The following is an 18,454-nucleotide window of genomic DNA, read 5'->3' as shown; positions in this document are numbered from 1 at the left end:
TCCGGCCATCGGCGATACGGGACCTGGGCGACATCGTCACCCAAAGCGACTATCGGCGACGGTGAGCGACAACCCCCAGCTCACCGGGCCTGTCCGGGTGCCCTAGCATCGGCCGCGTGCCGGTGAGCCGTGAGGGGTGTGAAAACGCCACGCGCGCGTGGAGCACGAAGTGGCTCTCACGCGCGCGTGAAGGGTGTCTCAGACGGCGTCCGTCATCCGCCGGTGACGCCCGGGAGACCCGAGCCGCCCGTGTCCGTGCCGCCCGTCGGCTCGGTCGGCGGGTCGGTGGGCTCCGGCTGCGACGTGGTCCCCGGATCCGTCGGCGCCTCGGTGGTCACCGGGTCGCTCGGCTCGTCGGTCGGCTCGCTGGGCGCCGTCTCGGAGGGGGTGTACGCCGGGTCGGAGGGCTCTTGGGTGTAGTCGGAGCCGCCGCCCGTGCCCGTGGTGTCCTCGGTGGACGTGTCGGTGTTCTGCTCGGTCGACTCGTCGGTCGGACTGTCGCTGGCCGTCTCGTCCTTGGCGGACTGCGAACTGGCCGGCGGCTTGGCGGGACCCTTGTGCTGCTTGCCGTTGCCGGTGTTGTTCAGCGCCAGCGCCACACCCGCCACGACGGCGATCAGCGCGAGGGCGGCGAAGATCCACAGCTTGCCGCGGCCGCTGCCCTTGTTGCCGTACCCCTCGAAGCCGCCGTCGTCGCCGTACCCGGAGGGCAGGATCGGCTGCGGGATCTGGGTGGTGCCTGAGGCGCCCATGGGGTGCTGCATGGCGTTCGTGCCCGCGAAGCCGCCCGGCGGGGTGCGCCGGCCGTCGTGCCCGTCGACCGGGCCGGTGTTCCAGGTGCCGGTGTGACTGCCCTGGTCGTACAGCATCTGCAGGGCGTACTGGATCAGGCCGCGCATCTCCTCGGCCGTCTGGAAGCGGTCGTCCGGCTCCTTGGCCAGCGAGCGCATGACCAGACCGTCGAGCTCCGGCGGCGCGGCCTCCGCGACCCGCGACGGCGGCACCGGGGTGTCCTGGACGTGCTGGTAGACCACCGACAGCGGGGTCTCACCGGTGAACGGGGGCCGCAGCGCGAGGAGTTCGTACAGCAGGCAGCCGGTCGCGTACAGGTCGGAGCGGTGGTCGACGGCCTTGCCGAGCGCCTGCTCGGGGGACAGGTACTGGGGCGTGCCCATGACCATGCCGGTCTGCGTCATGGTCGACTGCGCGCCGTGCAGGGCGCGGGCGATGCCGAAGTCCATGACCTTGACCGCGCCGTTGTCGGTGATGATGACGTTGGCGGGCTTGATGTCGCGGTGCACGATGCCGTGCTGGTGCGAGTACGCGAGCGCCTCCAGGACACCGGAGACGATGATCAGGGCCTGCTCGGGCCCGGGCGCCTCGGCGTCGATCAGCAGGTCGCGGATGGTGCGGCCCTCGACGATCTCCATGACGATGTACGGCACCGACTGGCCGTTCACCTTGTCCTCACCGGAGTCGTACACGGCGACGATCGCGTGGTGATTGAGGCCGGCCACCGACTGGGCCTCGCGCGTGAAGCGCGCCTTGGAGACCGGGTCCTCGGCCAGGTCGGAGCGCAGCAGCTTGACCGCGACGGTACGGCCGAGCCGTACGTCCTCGGCCGCGAAGACCTCGGCCATGCCACCTCGGCCGAGCTTCCGGGTCAGCCGGTACCGGCCGTCGCCGACAAGCCCGCCGTTACCCCACAACTCCGGCGTTTCTGACATACCGCCGCCAGCCGCCTCGGGGTCGGACGGGCCCTGGGCGCGCTGCGTCTGTGCCATCGGTCCTCGCCGTCGTTTCTGCCCGCGGTGCTGCGCGCGGTGTTGTCACGGTCTCCGTCGGCCACGCTACAGCCTCCGCGCAAGCCACCGGTCCGGGATCGGTACCAGAACCGGCCCTGGACGGACCGGCCATGAAACCCGGAGCACAGCCCGACGTGCAAGTTCTGTGGAGCCGTCGTACGGCTCCTGTGGCGTCGGCACGCCACTTCTTTCGCGTACGGCCACGGAACGGGCACCGAACTTGACGTGTCACGGCCCAGCGAAAGACTTTGTGGGAAAGAAACATCCGATCTTCGAGAGCGCCGGACCCAGCAGGTGAACACGTGAGAACGTGTGGCCGGGCCGCGTTCGGACCCCGCATGCCCGGTGGGCCGGACACGGCATCCCGTGATCGTTACGCAGTGGTGTCCGGGCCGTGTCCAAGCTCACGCACGCCAACGTCCGAAACCACACCCCGTCCGGACATGTGAAGGGCCCGGCAGCGGACTGCCGGGCCACTCCTTGTCGTACGGGGACGTCTTACGGGGACCACTGTCGTCATACGGGGGCCACTGCCCCCTGTGCGGACACCTACAGGTACGGACCGCCCGAGCGACCGCCCGGCTGGCCGTCGCCCTCGTCCAGGCTCACGCCCGGGGGGAGCGCGCGGCGCATCTGCTCCAGCTGGGCCCGCGCGGCCATCTGCTGGGCGAAGAGGGTCGTCTGGATCCCGTGGAAGAGCCCCTCCAGCCACCCCACGAGCTGGGCCTGCGCGATGCGCAGCTCGGCGTCGCTCGGGGTCGTCCCGTCCGTGAAGGGGAGGGAGAGCCGCTCCAGCTCCTCGACGAGCTCCGGGGCGAGACCGTCCTCCAGCTCCTTGACGGAGCTGCGGTGGATCTCCTTGAGACGGGCCCGGCTCGCCTCGTCGAGGGGAGCGGCGCGCACCTCCTCCAGCAGCTGCTTGATCATGCTGCCGATGCGCATGACCTTGGCGGGCTGCTCCACCTGCTCCGTCACCGGGATCTCGCGGGAGTCATCGTCTCCGCCGCCGCCGAGCGCCATCCCGTCCTGGCCGACGACCAGGACCTGGGGATTCTCGGGCGACCTTTCGTTCCTCGGCATCTCCATGCCGCCATTGTCCCGCACCGGCACAGCCCGCCTCGTCCTGCCCCCGGCCGACGCCGTTCCCCTGCGTGCGCGACGGTCTTCGAACACACGGTTCGGCCCGTCGGGGGAACCTGAAATGCCGGATTGGTGAGCCGATGTGAGTGTGGTGTGCGTCGGTCTTGGCCAGTGGGCTCCGGGAAGGGGTCGGCAACGTGACTCCATGGCAGCGCTTCACGACTCCATGGCTGCGCCTCACTCTGCGCGGGACGGGACTGCTGACCGTCCTCGCGGCAGGTCTCCTGACCTTCGGCGCCGCCGTCTCGTACGGCGCTCCGTCGGCGCCGCCCGGTTCCGGGCCGCCCTCGGGCTCCCCGGCGTCGCCATCGCGCCCGGCCTCGCCTGCCGCCGCGCGGTCCTCCGCCGCCGTGTCGAAGGTCACCGCCGGCGCCTCAAAGTTCCCCGGGGCCCCGGACTCCCCTGCCGCCGCTCCGCACGGCGCCTCTGCCCACGCCTCGGCCGCCGCCCCGTCCCGGGCGGGGAGCGAGGCGGGGGAGGGACGGGAGCGGCCGGGCAGGTCGGAGACGCCCTGGGAGGAGGACGAGGACGACGACACGTCCCGGGAGCACAGCGATCACCGGGACCACGGCCACCGGCACGACGGCAACGGGGACACGGGCGATGACGATGACGCGGCCTCGTCCGCGTCCGCCGCGCCCCAGACGCCGTCGTCGCCCTCGATGGACCCCGCCGGCCGGGACCTCACCCACGGCGAGGCCTCCACGGAGCCGACCCTGCGGATCCTGCCGCTGGGCAGCGGCCTGGTCCTCATCGGCCTGGGCCTCGGGCTGGCGTTCATCGGTCTGCGGGTGCGCAAGAGCTGACCGCTGCGGGTGCGCCAGGCGCAGCCACGGGAAAGCCGAACGCCCGGTCCGGTCCTGCGCGTGGCAGGTCCGGCCGGGCGTGACGGTGGTCCCCTTGATCCGCGTGATCCGCGTGATCCGCGTGACCGGCCCTACGGCGCGATCAGCAGCACCTTGCCGATGTGACCGCTGGCCTCCAGCACGCGGTGGGCCTCGGACGCCTCCGTCATCGGCAGCTCACGGTCGACGACCGGACGGATGTGGCCCGATTCGAGCAGCGGCCACACGTGCTCGCGTACGGCCGCCACGATGGCCGCCTTCTCGGTGAGCGGCCGGGCCCGCAGCGAGGTGGCGCTGATGGCGGCACGCTTGCCAAGCAGCATGGCGAGGTTCAGCTCCCCCTTGATGCCACCCTGGAGCCCGATGATCGCGAGCCGTCCGTTGACGGCCAGGGCCTGCACATTGCGGTCCAGGTACTTGGCGCCCATGTTGTCGAGGATGACGTCGGCACCCGCACCGTCGGTGGCCCGCTTGATCTCGGTGACGAAGTCCTGCTCGCGGTAGTTGATCAGGATGTCCGCGCCCAGCTCGGCGCAGTAGTCGAGCTTCTCCTGGGTGCCCGCCGTGACGGCGACCCGCGCGCCCACCGCCTTGCCCAGCTGGATCGCCATCGTGCCGATGCCACTCGAGCCGCCGTGCACGAGCAGCGTCTCGCCGGGGCGCAGATGGGCGACCATGAAGACGTTCGACCAGACCGTGCACACCACCTCGGGCAGCGCCGCGGCCTGCACCAGGCTGACGCCCTTGGGCACGGGCAGCAACTGACCGGCCGGGACGACGACCTTCTCGGCGTATCCACCACCCGCCAGCAGTGCGCACACCTCGTCGCCGACCGCCCAGCCGGAGACCCCGGGACCGAGCGCGGCGATCCTGCCGGAGCACTCCAGGCCCGGGTACGGCGACGCGCCCGGCGGCGGGTCGTAGTGGCCCTGCCGCTGCATGATGTCGGCGCGGTTGACCGCGGTGGCCACCACGTCGACAAGTACCTCGCCCTCGCCGGGCACCGGATCGGGGACCTCGCCCCACTCCAGCACCTCGGGCCCACCAGGTTCGGGAATCGTGATCGCATGCATGACGGCGACGCTACTCCCCGCCGGTACGGGCGGGGGCCGAGACCCGCGCGGGGGCGGGGCCGGCACCGGCACCCGCCGACGCGCCATGGTTCGGTTTCACGTGAAACACACCCCGATCCCGGCGGCCGCCCACGGCAGATCGAGCAGCTCCGCCTCCTGGCCCTGACCGATACCGCCCGGCGGTACGACGGCGAGCGCGTCCGCGGCGGCCACGCCACGCAGCATCGCCGGGCCGTTGAAGTGCAGCGGCACAGCATGGTCGCCGCGCAGCACGACCGGGGCGAGCCGGGTGTCGTACGGATGCCCGTGCACCTCGTCCCGCAGCGGCAGGGTGTACGGCTCGGGAGCCGGCCGGGCCGCCAGGGTGCGCAGCAGGGGCTCGGCGAGCGTGCACAGGCCGGAGACGGCCGCGAGCGGGTTTCCGGGCAGGCCCACGAGATGCTGGTCCTTCTTCAGACGGGCCAGCAGCATGGGGTGTCCGGGGCGCACCTCGACGCCGTCGACGAGGAGTTCGGCGCCGATGCGCTCCAGCGTGGGGTGGACATGGTCGACCGGCCCGGACGCGGTGCCTCCGGTCGTGATGACGAGGTCGGCCTCGGACGAGGTGATCGCCTTGTAGAGGGCCTCGGCATCGTCACCGAGCCGCCGCACCGCGACGACGTCGGCGCCCAGCGCGCGCAGCCAGGACGGCAGCATCGGACCGAGGGCGTCACGGATCAGCCCGTCGTGCGGCAGGCCTTGGGTGAGCAACTCGTCGCCGAGCACGAGGACTTCGGCGCGGGGACGCGGGACGGCCGTGAGGGTGTCGTATCCGGCGGCCGCGGCCAGTCCCAGGACGGCGGGGGTCACGAGGGTGCCGACGGGCAGCAGTTGGTCTCCGGTACGGCACTCCTGGCCGCGCGGGCGGATGTCCTGGCCGTGGCGCATGTCGCGGGTCGGGTGGAGGCGGCCCTGGCCGTCGACGCGGCCGTGCTCGCTGCGCAGGACGGCCGTCGTGCCGCCGGGGACGCGGGCACCGGTCGCGATGCGCAGCGCCTCCCCGTCCGTCAGTGACTCGGGGCGGGTATGCCCGGCCAGCACGCCCTCGTCGCGCACCTCCCAGGGGCCGGGTCCGCCGACCGCCCAGCCGTCCATCGCGGACGTATCGAAGGGGGGCAGGTCCGTGAGCGCGTCGAGGGGCGCGGCGAGGACCAGGCCGAGGGCGTCATCGAGGGACACGGAGACCGGGGCGCGGCGTCCGCCGGAACGGGCGGCCCGTGCGGCGATCTCCCGCGCGTCGGGCCAGGGGGTGGCCTTGTGCCGCGCGTGCGCGCCTCCGGAACCGGGCGCGTGGTCGCGGCCGGCCTGGTGGTCCATCGGCTCCTTCTGTGCCATCGGTTTCTTCGCATCCCTCACGAGGGCGAGTGCCTCCTCGACGTCGAGGTCCTCGGCGCCTGCGGCGGCCGATCCGGTCCCGGGGCCGTAGGCGCTCATCCGGCGTCCGGGTGGGTGGCGGACTCCGCGTCGGCGTCGTCCTTTTCCTCCCAGCGCTGCGCCAGCACGCCGGTCTTCCCGGCGGCCTCCGCGACCGCCGTGGGGCCGCCCTCGCCCTGTCCGGCCGCGTAGCCGACGAGGAAGGTGGTCAGCGGTGCGGCGGGCCGGGCCACACCGTGGGCGACGTCGCGTGCGACGTCGAGCAAGAGGCCGGTGTCGACGTCCAGGTCGATACCCAGCTCGTCCTTGACTGCGGTGATCCATTCGTCCAACACGTACCCATGCTCCCTGATGCGCGCCCGCGCGGTGGCGATGTCGTCCCAGGTGTCGCAGTCGAAGGACGCGAGCGGGTCCGGCACGCGGGTGAGTGCGAGCGCCCCGGTCAGCCGGCGCAGGGGCAGTCCGGTGAGCGCCCCGGAGTCGCCGGCGAGCTTCGCCAGTTCGCGGCGCAGCGCGGCCGTCCGGTACGCGGCCACCAGCGGCTGGTCGCGGCCGTCCGCGTCGGTGAGCAGCGCGGCCTCGGCGCCGGTATCTGCCAGGGCGGTCAGCAGCCGCCGCACCGTGGCGTGGTCGAGGAACGGCAGGTCGGCGGAGAGTACGACGGCGTACTCGGCCGTGGTGTGGCGCAGCCCGGCGTCGAGCGCGGCGACCGGTCCGGCGCCGGACGGCTCCTCGCGCGCCCAGCGCACCGGACGGGCGGTTGGCCGGGGGTCGGCCACGACGACGGTGGCGCGGGCGTCGGCGCACGCCGCGAGCACCCGGTCGAGCAGGGGGCGCCCGCCGACCCGCACGCCGGGTTTGTCGACGCCGCCGAGCCGGCGGGCGGCACCGCCGGCCAGCACGACGGCGTCGTACGGCTCGGTTGTCTGCGGGGTGGCGGGGGCGTGGGAGCTCATCCTTCGAGTATGGGCTCCGTGGGGATCATTGCCCTCATCCGCTACGGAAGCCGGGGCGGGAGCGGCCTCGCCCCGCCGCCTGTCACAGCGTCCGCAGCAGCACCGCCGGCTGTTCCACGCAGTCCGCCACGTACCGCAGGAAGCCTCCCGCGGTGCCGCCGTCGCACACCCGGTGGTCGAAGGTGAGCGAGAGCTGGACGACCTGGCGCACGGCCAGCTCGCCCTCGTGCACCCAGGGCTTGGGGACGATGCGGCCGACACCGAGCATGGCCGCTTCGGGGTGGTTGATGATCGGGGTGGAGCCGTCGACGCCGAACACTCCGTAGTTGTTCAACGTGAAGGTCCCGCCGGTGAGTTCCGCCGGGGTCAGGGTCCCGGACCGTGCGGCCTCGGTGAGCCGCGCGAACTCCGCCGTCAGTCCCTCGGCGTCGCGGCCGTGCGCGTCGCGTACGACGGGCACGACCAGGCCGCGCTCGGTCTGCGCGGCGAACCCGAGGTGGACGTGCTCGAGCTGGACGACCTCGCGGGCCTCCGTGTCCACGGTGGAGTTGAGCTCGGGGTACCGGGCGAGGGCGGCCGTGCAGATCCGGGCGAGCAGCGCGAGCAGGGACACCTTCGGGCCGCCTGCCGCGTTCATCGCCGCCCGCGCGCGCATCAGCTCGGTCGCGTCGGCGTCCACCCAGCAGGTCGCGTCCGGGATCTCGCGGCGGCTGCGGGAGAGCTTGTCGGCGACGGCACCGCGGACGCCCTTGAGCGGGATGCGGCGTCCCGCGGTCACGGCGGACGGCGCCGCCGTGACGGTCGCGGCCGTCGTCCCGGCCCGCATCGCGCCCTCGACGTCCGCCCGCAGGATGAGTCCGTCGGGGCCCGATCCGGCGAGGCAGCGCAGGTCCACGTCGTTCTCACGGGCGAGCCGGCGCACGAGCGGGGAGATCACGGGGACGGGACCGTCGTGCTGGATCGCCTCCACGCGCGCGGGGGCGTTGCCGACCGCCGTCGCAGCGCCGCCCGGCCCGGTGGGCACGCTCGCTCCGGTCGCCCGGGAGGCGTTGTTCCGCGCGGGCATCGTGTCCGCCCCGGACGTCCCGTTCGCCGCCGGTGCCGCGAGCGGCGTCGGGCGGACCCGGCGGCGCCGCGCCGGCGCGTCCGACGTGCCGTATCCGACCAGTACGTTCCCCGAACCCTCGGTCTCGCCTTCGGCGGCCGCCTGGCCGACGGCCACCGTCAACAGCGGGGCGCCCACGGGCAGTTCCGTGCCCTCCTCGCCGAAGCGGGCGGTGACCACGCCGCCGTACGGGCAGGGGACCTCGACCATCGCCTTGGCCGTCTCGACCTCGACGACCGGCTGGTCGACGGCGACCACGTCACCGACCTGCACCAGCCAGCGGACGATCTCCGCCTCGGTGAGCCCCTCCCCGAGGTCGGGGAGCTTGAACTCCAGCACCTGTGCCATCAGCTCTCGGCCTCCCACTGCAGACGCGCGACGGCGTCCAGGATCCGGTCGACGCCGGGCAGATGGTGTCGCTCCAGCATCGGCGGCGGATAGGGGATGTCGAACCCGGCCACACGCAGCACCGGCGCCTCCAGGTGGTGGAAGCAGCGCTCGGTGACGCGGGCCGCGATCTCGCCGCCCGGTCCGCCGAAGCCGCCCGACTCGTGCACGACGACCGCGCGCCCGGTCCGGCGTACCGAGGCGCAGACCGTCTCGTCGTCGAACGGCACCAGGGAGCGCAGATCGACGACTTCGAGGTCCCAGCCCTCCGCCTGGGCCGCCTCGGCGGCTTCGAGGCAGATCTGCACCGACGGCCCGTACGTGATGAGCGTGGCACTGCGGCCGGAGCGTCGCACCACCGCACGGCCGATCGGCTCGACGGCCGTCGGGTGCTCGGCGTTCCAGGTGTCCTTCGACCAGTACAGGCGCTTGGGTTCGAGGAAGACGACCGGGTCGTCGGAGGCGATGGAGGCGCGCAGCAGCCCGTAGGAGTCGGCGACCGTCGCGGGCGTGACGACATGGAGCCCCGGAGTCGCCATGTAGTACGCCTCGGACGAGTCGCTGTGGTGCTCGACGCCGCCGATCCCGCCGCCGTAGGGCACACGGATGGTGATCGGCAGAGGCATCGCGCCGCGGGTGCGGTTGCGCATGCGGGAGACATGGCTGATCAGCTGCTCGAACGCCGGGTAGGCGAAGGCGTCGAACTGCATCTCCACGACCGGGCGCAGCCCGTACATCGCCATGCCCACGGCCGTGCCGAGGATGCCCGCCTCGGCCAGCGGGGTGTCCGTGCAGCGGTCCTCGCCGAACTCCTTGGCGAGCCCGTCGGTGACCCGGAAGACGCCGCCGAGCGTGCCGACGTCCTCACCCATGACGTGCACGGCCGGGTCGTCGGCCATCGCGTCGCGCAGCGCGCGCGTGAGGGCCTGCGCCATGGTGGCGGGCTTGACGGCCACGGTGGTCATCGGTGACCGCCTTCCTGCTCGGCCTCCAGCTCGGCCCGCAACAGGGCGCGCTGCTCCCGCAGTTGCGGGGTCGGCTCGGCGTACACGTGGGAGAACAGGTCCATGGGGTCGAGTTCGGGATCGCGGTTCATGCGCTCGCGCAGATCGGCGGCCATCGCCTCGGCGTCGTCGCGCGCGGCCTGGATGCCGTCCTCGTCGATGAGGCCGCGGTCGGTCAGCTCCCGCTCCAGCAGCTGGATCGGGTCGTGCTCGCGCCATGCCTCCAGCTCGCCGTCGCCCCGGTAGCGGGTGGCGTCGTCGGCGTTGGTGTGGGCGTCCACGCGGTACGTCACCGCCTCGACGAGCGTCGGACCGCCGCCCGCGCGCGCGTGCTCCACGGCGGCGCTGAGCACCTCGTGCACGGCCGCCGCATCGTTGCCGTCGACCAGCCGGCCCGGCATGCCGTAACCGACGGCCTTGTGGGCCAGGGAGGGGGCGGCGGTCTGCTTGGCGAGCGGGACGGAGATCGCGTAGCCGTTGTTCTGGACCAGGAAGACGACCGGCGCCTGCCAGACAGCGGCGAAGTTCAGCGCCTCGTGGAAGTCGCCCTCGCTGGTGCCGCCGTCGCCGACCAGGGCGAGCGCGACCACGTCGTCGCCCTTGAGGCGCGCGGCGTGCGCGAGGCCGACCGCGTGCGGGAGCTGGGTGGCGAGCGGGGTGCTCAGGGGCGCCACGCGGTGCGCGTAGGGGTCGTAGCCGGTGTGCCAGTCGCCGCGCAGCAGCGTGAGCGCCTCCACGGGGTCGACCCCGCGGGCGACGGCGGCGAGGGTGTCGCGGTAGCTGGGGAAGAGCCAGTCGCGCTCCTGGAGAGCCAGCGCGGCGGCGACCTCACAGGCCTCCTGGCCGGTGCTGGAGGGGTAGACGGCGAGGCGGCCCTGCTTGGTGAGGGCGGTGGCCTGCGCGTTGTACCGACGGCCGCGCACCAGCTGCGCGTACAGCAGCCGCAGCAGCTCGGAGCCGGCCTTGGCGGCCGCCTCCGTGCCGAGGACGCGGTACGGCTCCGCGTCGGGCAGCAGCGGCGCGGGGTCGGTACGGGGCTGCCAGGCGGGCGGCGGCGATGGCCGGTACCCGCCCCGCTGCTCCATGACCGTCATGACGGCACCTCCTCGTGGGAGTGGCTACGGGAGGCGCGTCGCCTGTGACCCGCCTCGCCTACCGATTGTTCGGTCGTCGGCACATTTTGGCTACAGGCCCCGTGAGGCTGTGGACAATCGGTTCTCCACAGCCTGAAATGAACGCAGTACGTCCATGGTAGGAAGGCGGGGGGACATGGCACCTGAACAAATGGCCGCGGGCCCAGGAGACAGTGCCGTCCTGCCGCCGCCGCGCCCGCTGGACGCCATCGATCAGGACATCCTCCAGATACTCCAGGCGGACGGCCGCGCCTCCATACGGTCGGTCGCCGAGCGGGTCCACGTCTCCCGCGCCAACGCCTACGCGCGCATCAACCGCCTCATCGAGGACGGCGTCATCCGCGGCTTCGGGGCCCGGGTCGACCATGAGCGCGCGGGCCAGGGGACGTCGGCGTACATCACCCTGAAGATCGTGCAGAACACCTGGCGAACGGTGCGCGGGCAGCTGCGTCAGCTGCCCGGCGCCTCCCACATCGCGCTGGTGGGCGGCGACTTCGACGTACTGCTCCTGGTGCACACGCCGGACAACAGGGCGCTGCGCGAGCTGGTCCTCACCCGGATCCAGGCGATCCCGGAGGTGCTCAGCACGCGCACGCTCCTGGTCTTCGAGGAGGAGGACCTGGATCCGGACACCTGAGGCCGGCCGCGGGCGCCCTTCACCCCCGGCCGATGCCGGCCGTCATTCCTTGCGCAGCCCGCAGAAGGCGAGGCGCACCACTGCGTCCGCGACCTCGCGCTCGCTCACGCCCCGGCCGTCGGGCCGGTACCACTCCACGACGGAGTTGATCATCCCGAAGACGAGCCGGGTCGCCAGCCGCACCTCCACGTCGTCGCGCACGTCCCCGTCGGCGGCCGCCGCCTTCAGCAGTGCGGCCACCCGGTGGTCGAAGTCGCGGCGCCGCTCCAGGGCCCAGCGCTCGGTGTCGGTGTTGCCACGCACCCGCAGCAGCAGGGTCACGTACGGCAGCTCGGATATGAGCACCTCGACCGTGCGCCGCACGACGTACTGCAGGCGGTCCACGGACCGCCCCACGCGCGCGTGCTCCTCCTCGAGGATCCCGAAGAGCCCGTCCAGCGCCCGGCTCACGGCGCGCCGCAGCAGCTCCTCCTTGCCGGCGACGTGGTGGTAGATCGACGACTTCGAGATCCCGGCCGCCTTGGAGAGATGCTCCATGGAGGTGCCGTCGTAGCCGCGCTCGTTGAACACCTGGACAGCGACGGAGAGCAGCGTCTCGGGGGTGTACGTGTCGCGCTTGGCGGTGGTCATGACGTGCCCTCCCGCTTGTCGGTGGCGTACGCGTGGCGGTACAGCGCGAGCGACGGCGCGTACCGGCCCGAGGGGTCGCGCATGTGGAGGTCGTCGAGGAGGTCGTAGGCCCAGCCGCGGCCCAGCCTGCGGCTCCATTCCAGCGGGCCGAGCGGGTAGTTGACGCCCAGACGCATCGCGGTGTCGACGTCCTCCTCGGTGGCCACGCCCTTGGCGACGGCGTCGTGCGCCAGGTCGACGATCCGGGCGACCGTGCGGGCGACGATCATGCCGGGGACGTCACCGATGACGCTGACGTCCTTGCCGAGCGCCTGGAAGAGGCCCGTGGCCTCGGCGAGGGTCTGCGGCGAGGTGTCCTGGGAGGCGGACAGGGCGATCCGGGTGGCCTTGCGGTAGTCGAGGGCGAGGTCGAAGTAGACGACGTCGCGGAACTCGATCGAGGTCTGGCCGTCGGCGAGGGCGAGCTGGCCGCCGCTGGGCAGCACCATACGGGTGCCGTTGTCCTCCTCCTCGGGGCGGACCTGGATGCCCGCCTCGCGGATCAGCCCGATCAGGTCGCCGGCCGGCCCCAGGTCGCCCTCGACGACGACGTACGCGGGCGCGGGCGCCTTGTCGGCGGTGTGCGGCTCGGGACGCTCGGCGCCGTCGCCGTAGTCGTACCAGCCCTGTCCGGACTTGCGGCCGAGCCGGCCGGACTCGACCAGGCGGCGCTGGGCCAGCGAGGGCGTGAAGCGGACGTCCTGGAAGAAGGACTGCCACACCGAGTGCGTGACGGACTCGTTGACGTCCTGCCCGATGAGGTCGGTCAGTTCGAAGGCGCCCATCCGGAAGCCGCCGCACTCGCGCAGCACGGCGTCGATGGTGGCCGGGTCGGCGCCCTGGGCCTCGAGGACAGCGAAGGCCTCGGCGTAGAAGGGGCGCGCGACGCGGTTGACGATGAAGCCGGGGGTGTCCGCGCAGGCGACCGGCGTCTTGCCCCAGGCGCGGGCGGTCTCGTACGCGCGCGTGGCCGACGCGACGTCGGTGGCGTGTCCGGAGACGACCTCGACCAGCGGCAGCAGCGGGGCCGGGTTGAAGAAGTGCAGGCCCACGAAGCGGGAGGCGTTGCGCAGGGCGCCGCCGATGGCCGTGACCGACAGGGACGAGGTGTTGGTGGCGAGCAGGCAGTCGTCGGCGACGACGTCCTCCAGCTCGCGGAAAAGCTGCTGCTTGGCATCCAGCCGCTCCAGGACCGCCTCGACGACCAGCGCGCAGTCGGCGAGCTCGGCCAGGCTCTCGGCGGGCGCGAGGCGCGCGCGGGCCGCGTCCCGGTCGGCGCCGGTGAGCCGGTCCTTCTCGACGAGCCGGTCGAGGCGGGCGCCGATCGCCGCGGCCGCTTCCCGGGCCCGCCCGGGCACGTCGTCGTACAGCCGCACGGGATGGCCCGCGACCAGTGCGACCTGGGCGATGCCCTGGCCCATGGTGCCGGTGCCGACGACGGCCACGGGGCTGCTGAGGTCGAGTGCTGTCATGGGCGCGATCCTCCCGCACGGGGTTTTCCACAGATGCGGCGGACCCCCTTGAACCGACCGATCGTTCGGTTACTCTAACTCTGACTGGCCGTTCCTGCCCATGTTTCTGCCCAGGTCATGAGCTCGACGAAGAGCCCATGAAACGAGGAGTTGATCCCCCATGGCCGCCGAACTGACCACCCACGAGCTGATCGCCAAGCACCGGCCCACCCTCGACCAGGCGCTGGAGGCGATCCGTACGCGCGCGTACTGGTCCCCACACCCGGAGCACCCGAAGGCCTACGGCGAGCACGGCAGCCTGGACGCGGCCGCGGGCAAGGCCGCCTTCGACGCTCTCCTGGGCACCCGCCTCGACCTCGGCCAGCCCGGCACGGACGACTGGGTGGGCGGCGAAGTGTCGCCCTACGGGCTTGAGTTGGGCGTGAGCTACCCGCACGCGGACATCGACACGCTGCTGCCCGCCATGAAGGCCGGGCAGCGCGCGTGGCGGGACGCGGGCGCGCAGACGCGAGCCGTGGTCTGCCTGGAGATCCTCAAGCGCATCAGCGCCCGGACGCACGAGTTCGCCCACGCGGTCATGCACACCAGCGGCCAGGCGTTCATGATGGCGTTCCAGGCGGGCGGCCCCCACGCGCAGGACCGCGGCCTGGAGGCGGTGGCGTACGCGTACGCGGAGCAGGTCCGCACGCCGGACACGGCGGAGTGGAGCAAGCCCCAGGGCAAGCGCGACCCGCTGGCGCTCACCAAGCAGTTCACGGCGGTCCCGCGCGGCATCGCCCTGGTCATCGGCTGCAACACCTTCCCGACCTGGAACGGCTACCCGGGCCTGTTCGCCTCCCTCGCCACCGGCAACGCGGTCCTGGTCAAGCCCCACCCGCGCGCGGTGCTGCCGCTCGCGCTCACCGTGCAGGTGGCCCGCGAGGTACTCGCGGAGGCGGGCTTCGACCCGAACCTGGTGACGCTGGCCGCCGAGCGGGACGGCGAGGGCATCGCCAAGACCCTCGCGACCCGCCCCGAGATCAGGATCATCGACTACACGGGCTCGACCGCGTTCGGTGACTGGCTGGAGGCCAACGCCCGTCAGGCGCAGGTCTACACGGAGAAGGCCGGCGTCAACACGGTGCTCGTGGAGTCCACCGACAACTACAAGGGCATGCTCTCCAACCTGGCCTTCTCGCTGTCCCTGTACAGCGGCCAGATGTGCACCACCCCGCAGAACCTGCTGATCCCCCGGGACGGCATCCGCGCCAACGAGGGCCACAAGTCCTACGACGAGGTGGTCGCCGACCTCGCCCGCGCGGTCGACGGCCTCCTCGGCGACGACGCGCGCGCGAACGCCCTGCTCGGCGCCATCGTCAACCCGGACGTCAAGGCCCGCCTGGAGGCCGCGGCCGGGCTGGGCGAGGTCGCGCTCGCCTCGCGCGAGGTCGCCAACCCGGAGTACCCGGGAGCCGTCGTCCGTACGCCCGTCATCGTGAAGCTGGACGGCGCCAAGCCGGACGACGAGGCCGCCTACATGAGCGAGTGCTTCGGCCCCGTCTCCTTCGCCGTCGCGGTCGACTCGGCGGCCGACGCGGTGGAGCTGCTGCGCCGGACGGTCCGCGACAAAGGCGCTATGACCGTCGGCGCGTACACGACCGACGAGGAGGTCGAGCAGGCGGTCCAGGATGTCTGTCTGGAGGAGGCCGCCCAGCTGTCGCTCAACCTCGTCGGCGGGGTGTACGTCAACCAGACGGCCGCCTTCTCCGACTTCCACGGCTCGGGCGGCAACCCGGCGGCCAACGCGGCGCTGTGCGACGGCGCGTTCGTGGCGAACCGCTTCCGCGTGGTCGAGGTGCGCCGGGAGGCCTAGGAGACCGCGGGTGCCGCGGGTGTGCCCCCGGTCAGGCTCCAGTGGTACAGCGTCATGGCCACACTGGTGGCGAGGTTGTAGCTGGAGACCTGGGGGCGCATCGGCAGCGCCACCAAGTGGTCGGCCCGCGCGCGCAGTTCGCCGGACAGCCCGCTGCGCTCCGAGCCGAAGGCGAGAACGGCGTCGTCCGGCAGCTTCGTGCCCCGGATGTCCTCGCCCTCCGGGTCGAGGGCGAACAGCGGGCCGGCGGGCAACTCGTCGACGGCGAGCCGCTCCACGGCGGTCGCGAAGTGCAGGCCGGCCCCGCCGCGCACGACCGTGGGGTGCCAGGGGTCGAGCGTGCCCGTGGTGACGACCCCGGTCGCCCCGAAACCGGCGGCCAGCCGGATCACGGCGCCCGCGTTGCCGAGGTTGCGCGGGTTGTCGAGGACCACGACCGGCGCCGTGCGGGGCGTGTGCGTCAGCCTCTCCAGGTTGGCCGCGCGCGACGGACGTACCGCCAGAGCCGCCACCCCGGTGGGATGAGGGCGCGGCACCAGCGAGGCGTACGCCGCCTCCGGCACCTCGGTCAGGAGCGCGTCCAGCGTGTCCCGGACGTCCGGGGCGAGCTCGTCGGCGAGGGCGAGCGCCGCCCGCCGGTCCGTGGCGACGGCCACCGGCACCTCGGCCCCGAAGCGCAGGGCGTGCTTGAGGGCGTGGAAGCCGTCGAGCAGCACGGCCGAGCCGGAGCGCTCGCGCCAGAGGGGCAGGGGGTCGGTCATATCGGGAAGCCTACGCGGGCGCGCTCCTCGCTCCGGGGGGAGCGGGGCTGCGGCACCGCACGGCCTCCGGGCGGCCCCGCGAGCCGCGCACGCGCGCGTGCGGCCCAGCCTCCGAGGCCGCGCAGGAACGATGTCGGCAGGAAGACCGCGTCCGCCGCGATCATCGCCAGCGAGAAGAACGGCAGCCCCAGGACGACCGCGATCACCGCGTGCTCGGTCATCATCGCGGCCAGCAGGACGTTCTTGACCCGCCGGTTGAACAGGGTGAACGGGAAGGCGACCTGCACCATGACCGTCCCGTACGTCATCAGCATGACCAGCGTGCCGTTGGAGGACAGCAGGTCGGCGAGCGCGGGCCAGGGTGAGAAGTAGTCGAGGTGGAGCGGGTAGTACACCGCTGTGCCGTCCTGCCAGCGAGAGCCCTGGATCTTGTACCAGCCGGCCGTGGCGTAGATCAGGCACGCCTCGGTCGTGATCACCAGAAGGGCGCCGTTGTGGAGGATGTTGGCGACGACGTCCAGCAGGATCCGTGGCTCGGCCGACCGCGCCCACCGCGCGACGGCCCCCCACGCGCCCAGCGCCACCCACACCGCCCACAGCAGTACGGGCACCTGCCAGCCTGGCCCGAGCCGGCCCGCCAGCGTCGCGCCGGTCAGTGCCGACCCGGACACCACCCACAGGACCGGGCCGACCCGGTCGGTGACCCACTCCCCACGCGCGCGTGCCGCGCTGTCGCGCGCCGCCCGCCGGGCGTCCAGGGACCAGACCTGTCCGCAGCGCGTGAACACCAGGTAGATGCTCATCAGGTGCAGCACGTTGTCGCCGCCGTCGCCCATGAAGATGCTGCGGTTCTGCAGGGACAGCACGCCCACCATGAACAGCACGGACGACATGCGGGTGCGCCAGCCCAGCAGCATCAGGACGCTCGCGACGACGGCGAGCAGGTAGCAGGCCTCGAACCAGAACTGCCCGTCGAACCACAGGACGGTCGTGAACGCCTCGTTCCCGGCGGTCAGTTGCCGGGCGAGCGTCCGGCTCCAGGGGCCGTCGGGCCCGTAGAGCTCCTGGCGGTGGGGGAACTCGCGCAGCAGGAACAGCAGCCACGTCGCGGCGAAGCCGATGCGGACCACGGCGGACTGGTAGGGGGCGAGGGCCGACTCGGTGACGCGGGCGATGCCGCGCGAGAGCGACAGGGCGACACGGTTCACCGCACGCCTCCCGCGGCCTCGTCGGGGGCGACCGTCCACCAGGGCAGCAGGCGGTACGCGGGTTTCCGGGAAACCCGCTCGTCGCTCCAGTCTGGCGGGGCCACGTTGGTGGTCCGCGAGCGGACCTGGACGCTCTGGATGGCACCGTCCCGGCCCGCCGCGCCCACCCGGTGCAGGCGCAAGGTCACGATGCGGCGCAGGTACTGCTCGGAGAGCGCGCCGCGCAGACCGACGGCGTGGTTGTCCGCGCCGTGCGTGGCGACGAAGAACTCCCAGCCCCGGCGCAACTCGTTCTGCGCGGTGTGGCTCGGCAGCAGGCTGCCCTCGATGGCCTCGTTGTCCAGCGCGGACAGGTCGCTCCAGCCGGTGGTCTCGGTGCCGCCGTCGGCCGTCCGGATCCGCGCGCGGGCCTGCACCGAGATGTTCTGCTGGAGCGGGTTGGGCGCGAACAGCCGCCAGTTCTGCTCGAACTCCGGGTAGACCCAGTCCTCTATCGCCTTGCCGTGCTGCTTCGTCACGGTGTTCGCCGGCGCGACGCTCAGGAAGACCATGCCCAGGTGGACACACGCGGCGACGGCGACGCCCGCGAGCGCCAGGGCGGCGCCGACCTGGTACTTGAAGGACAGCGCGGCTATGCCGACACGGGGAGCGGCCGGCTCCAGGTGACTGCCAGGCCCTGTGACCTGCGAGGCTTCCGGTTCGTGAGGGTCCGGCGGAACGTGGGGTGCGTTCGAGTCCTCGTCGTACGCGTCCATTTCGCCCCGTTCCGTTTCCCCGGCTCTCGGTCCCCGGTCCCCGGTCCCGATCCCGATCCCGCTTCTCCACGGTCTCCCACCGGCGAGCACCTCCGCCGCGGGCGAGCACCGCGTCCGAGGCGCTCGAACGGAACGGTACTCAGCCCCACCCGCCGGGCGCAGCCCCGGGGGGAACAGCGGACGCACACGTTGTCCACAGGCAGCCGTCACGGTTGTCCACAGCGGTTGACACCTTACGG

General features: G+C 72.7%; 16 protein-coding genes. 3 read left to right on the top strand and 13 right to left on the bottom strand.

Annotated elements, in window-relative coordinates; all coding sequences use genetic code 11:
* Positions 1-212: 212 nt before the first annotated feature.
* Together QFZ74_RS16000 and QFZ74_RS15995 are read right to left on the bottom strand one after the other, a co-directional pair.
* Positions 213-1,784: a protein kinase gene (locus tag QFZ74_RS16000; protein WP_307621478.1), complete on the bottom strand. Its 1,572-nt coding sequence runs from the start codon at positions 1,782-1,784 to the stop codon at positions 213-215.
* Positions 1,785-2,354: 570 nt separating this feature from the next.
* The gene (locus QFZ74_RS15995; protein WP_307621477.1) at positions 2,355-2,891 is read right to left on the bottom strand and encodes a bacterial proteasome activator family protein; all 537 of its coding nucleotides are present in this window, start codon (positions 2,889-2,891) and stop codon (positions 2,355-2,357) included.
* 191 nt (positions 2,892-3,082) lie between these two features.
* On the opposite strand from QFZ74_RS15995, the gene QFZ74_RS15990 reads away from it, so the two are divergent.
* Complete coding sequence (locus QFZ74_RS15990; protein ID WP_307621476.1) at positions 3,083-3,751, top strand: hypothetical protein; 669 nt, start codon at positions 3,083-3,085, stop codon at positions 3,749-3,751.
* Between the two features lie 131 nt (positions 3,752-3,882).
* On the opposite strand, the gene QFZ74_RS15985 is transcribed toward QFZ74_RS15990, so the two are convergent.
* The 6 genes from QFZ74_RS15985 to pdhA form a co-directional block, all read right to left on the bottom strand.
* Positions 3,883-4,863: an NAD(P)H-quinone oxidoreductase gene (locus QFZ74_RS15985; RefSeq protein ID WP_307621475.1), complete on the bottom strand. Its 981-nt coding sequence runs from the start codon at positions 4,861-4,863 to the stop codon at positions 3,883-3,885.
* A gap of 96 nt (positions 4,864-4,959) precedes the next feature.
* Positions 4,960-6,336 (bottom strand): molybdopterin molybdotransferase MoeA, encoded by a 1,377-nt coding sequence (locus QFZ74_RS15980; protein ID WP_307621474.1) that lies wholly within the window; start codon positions 6,334-6,336, stop codon positions 4,960-4,962.
* Positions 6,333-7,232 carry an NTP transferase domain-containing protein gene (locus QFZ74_RS15975; RefSeq protein ID WP_307621473.1) on the bottom strand — a complete coding sequence of 300 codons (900 nt, stop codon included), beginning with the start codon at positions 7,230-7,232 and terminating at the stop codon, positions 6,333-6,335. The genes QFZ74_RS15980 and QFZ74_RS15975 overlap by 4 nt, the downstream gene beginning before the upstream one ends.
* An 82-nt stretch (positions 7,233-7,314) precedes the next feature.
* Positions 7,315-8,685 (bottom strand): dihydrolipoamide acetyltransferase family protein, encoded by a 1,371-nt coding sequence (locus tag QFZ74_RS15970; protein WP_307621472.1) that lies wholly within the window; start codon positions 8,683-8,685, stop codon positions 7,315-7,317.
* Positions 8,685-9,689, bottom strand: a complete 1,005-nt coding sequence (locus QFZ74_RS15965; protein WP_307621471.1) for an alpha-ketoacid dehydrogenase subunit beta — start codon at positions 9,687-9,689, stop codon at positions 8,685-8,687. The genes QFZ74_RS15970 and QFZ74_RS15965 overlap by 1 nt, the downstream gene beginning before the upstream one ends.
* A complete protein-coding gene (gene pdhA, locus QFZ74_RS15960) occupies positions 9,686-10,822 on the bottom strand; it encodes a pyruvate dehydrogenase (acetyl-transferring) E1 component subunit alpha (RefSeq protein WP_307621470.1) in 1,137 nt (378 codons plus the stop codon). Before pdhA ends, QFZ74_RS15965 begins: the two co-directional genes overlap by 4 nt.
* Positions 10,823-11,012: 190 nt before the next feature.
* Between pdhA and QFZ74_RS15955 the strand changes: the two genes are divergently transcribed.
* A complete protein-coding gene (locus QFZ74_RS15955; RefSeq protein ID WP_373462484.1) occupies positions 11,013-11,498 on the top strand; it encodes an Lrp/AsnC family transcriptional regulator in 486 nt (161 codons plus the stop codon).
* A 42-nt stretch (positions 11,499-11,540) separates the two neighbouring features.
* Here QFZ74_RS15955 and QFZ74_RS15950 read toward each other — a convergent pair whose 3' ends face one another.
* Entirely contained in the window at positions 11,541-12,128 is a 588-nt protein-coding gene (locus QFZ74_RS15950; protein WP_307621468.1) for a TetR/AcrR family transcriptional regulator, read from the bottom strand.
* Complete coding sequence (locus QFZ74_RS15945; RefSeq protein WP_307621467.1) at positions 12,125-13,639, bottom strand: 3-hydroxyacyl-CoA dehydrogenase; 1,515 nt, start codon at positions 13,637-13,639, stop codon at positions 12,125-12,127. Before QFZ74_RS15945 ends, QFZ74_RS15950 begins: the two co-directional genes overlap by 4 nt.
* A gap of 160 nt (positions 13,640-13,799) precedes the next feature.
* On the opposite strand from QFZ74_RS15945, the gene paaN reads away from it, so the two are divergent.
* Positions 13,800-15,491: a phenylacetic acid degradation protein PaaN gene (gene paaN / locus QFZ74_RS15940; protein ID WP_307621466.1), complete on the top strand. Its 1,692-nt coding sequence runs from the start codon at positions 13,800-13,802 to the stop codon at positions 15,489-15,491.
* Here paaN and QFZ74_RS15935 read toward each other — a convergent pair.
* The 3 genes from QFZ74_RS15935 to QFZ74_RS15925 are packed head-to-tail and all read right to left on the bottom strand — an operon-like array spanning position 15,488 to position 18,215.
* On the bottom strand, positions 15,488-16,252 hold the full coding sequence (locus QFZ74_RS15935) for an RNA methyltransferase (RefSeq protein ID WP_307621465.1): 765 nt from the start codon (positions 16,250-16,252) through the stop codon (positions 15,488-15,490). The genes paaN and QFZ74_RS15935 overlap by 4 nt on opposite strands.
* Positions 16,249-17,460 carry an HTTM domain-containing protein gene (locus tag QFZ74_RS15930; RefSeq protein ID WP_307621464.1) on the bottom strand — a complete coding sequence of 404 codons (1,212 nt, stop codon included), beginning with the start codon at positions 17,458-17,460 and terminating at the stop codon, positions 16,249-16,251. The genes QFZ74_RS15935 and QFZ74_RS15930 overlap by 4 nt, the downstream gene beginning before the upstream one ends.
* Positions 17,457-18,215 (bottom strand): DUF5819 family protein, encoded by a 759-nt coding sequence (locus QFZ74_RS15925; RefSeq protein ID WP_307621463.1) that lies wholly within the window; start codon positions 18,213-18,215, stop codon positions 17,457-17,459. The genes QFZ74_RS15930 and QFZ74_RS15925 overlap by 4 nt, the downstream gene beginning before the upstream one ends.
* Positions 18,216-18,454: the final 239 nt, after the last annotated feature.

Source organism: Streptomyces sp. V3I7, from assembly GCF_030817495.1.
Classification (GTDB): Bacteria; Actinomycetota; Actinomycetes; order Streptomycetales; family Streptomycetaceae; genus Streptomyces.
Note: the sequence above shows the minus strand (reverse complement) of the source record. Positions and strands in the feature narration are given on the sequence as shown.

Coding starts and splice junctions, on each gene's coding strand:
- QFZ74_RS16000 (WP_307621478.1), bottom strand. CDS start 1,784: ATGGCACAGACGCAGCGCGCCCAGGGCCCGTCCGACCCCGAGGCGGCT.
- QFZ74_RS15995 (WP_307621477.1), bottom strand. CDS start 2,891: ATGGAGATGCCGAGGAACGAAAGGTCGCCCGAGAATCCCCAGGTCCTG.
- QFZ74_RS15985 (WP_307621475.1), bottom strand. CDS start 4,863: ATGCATGCGATCACGATTCCCGAACCTGGTGGGCCCGAGGTGCTGGAG.
- QFZ74_RS15980 (WP_307621474.1), bottom strand. CDS start 6,336: ATGAGCGCCTACGGCCCCGGGACCGGATCGGCCGCCGCAGGCGCCGAG.
- QFZ74_RS15975 (WP_307621473.1), bottom strand. CDS start 7,232: ATGAGCTCCCACGCCCCCGCCACCCCGCAGACAACCGAGCCGTACGAC.
- QFZ74_RS15970 (WP_307621472.1), bottom strand. CDS start 8,685: ATGGCACAGGTGCTGGAGTTCAAGCTCCCCGACCTCGGGGAGGGGCTC.
- QFZ74_RS15965 (WP_307621471.1), bottom strand. CDS start 9,689: ATGACCACCGTGGCCGTCAAGCCCGCCACCATGGCGCAGGCCCTCACG.
- pdhA (WP_307621470.1), bottom strand. CDS start 10,822: ATGACGGTCATGGAGCAGCGGGGCGGGTACCGGCCATCGCCGCCGCCC.
- QFZ74_RS15955 (WP_373462484.1), top strand. CDS start 11,013: ATGGCCGCGGGCCCAGGAGACAGTGCCGTCCTGCCGCCGCCGCGCCCG.
- QFZ74_RS15950 (WP_307621468.1), bottom strand. CDS start 12,128: ATGACCACCGCCAAGCGCGACACGTACACCCCCGAGACGCTGCTCTCC.
- QFZ74_RS15945 (WP_307621467.1), bottom strand. CDS start 13,639: ATGACAGCACTCGACCTCAGCAGCCCCGTGGCCGTCGTCGGCACCGGC.
- paaN (WP_307621466.1), top strand. CDS start 13,800: ATGGCCGCCGAACTGACCACCCACGAGCTGATCGCCAAGCACCGGCCC.
- QFZ74_RS15935 (WP_307621465.1), bottom strand. CDS start 16,252: ATGACCGACCCCCTGCCCCTCTGGCGCGAGCGCTCCGGCTCGGCCGTG.
- QFZ74_RS15925 (WP_307621463.1), bottom strand. CDS start 18,215: ATGGACGCGTACGACGAGGACTCGAACGCACCCCACGTTCCGCCGGAC.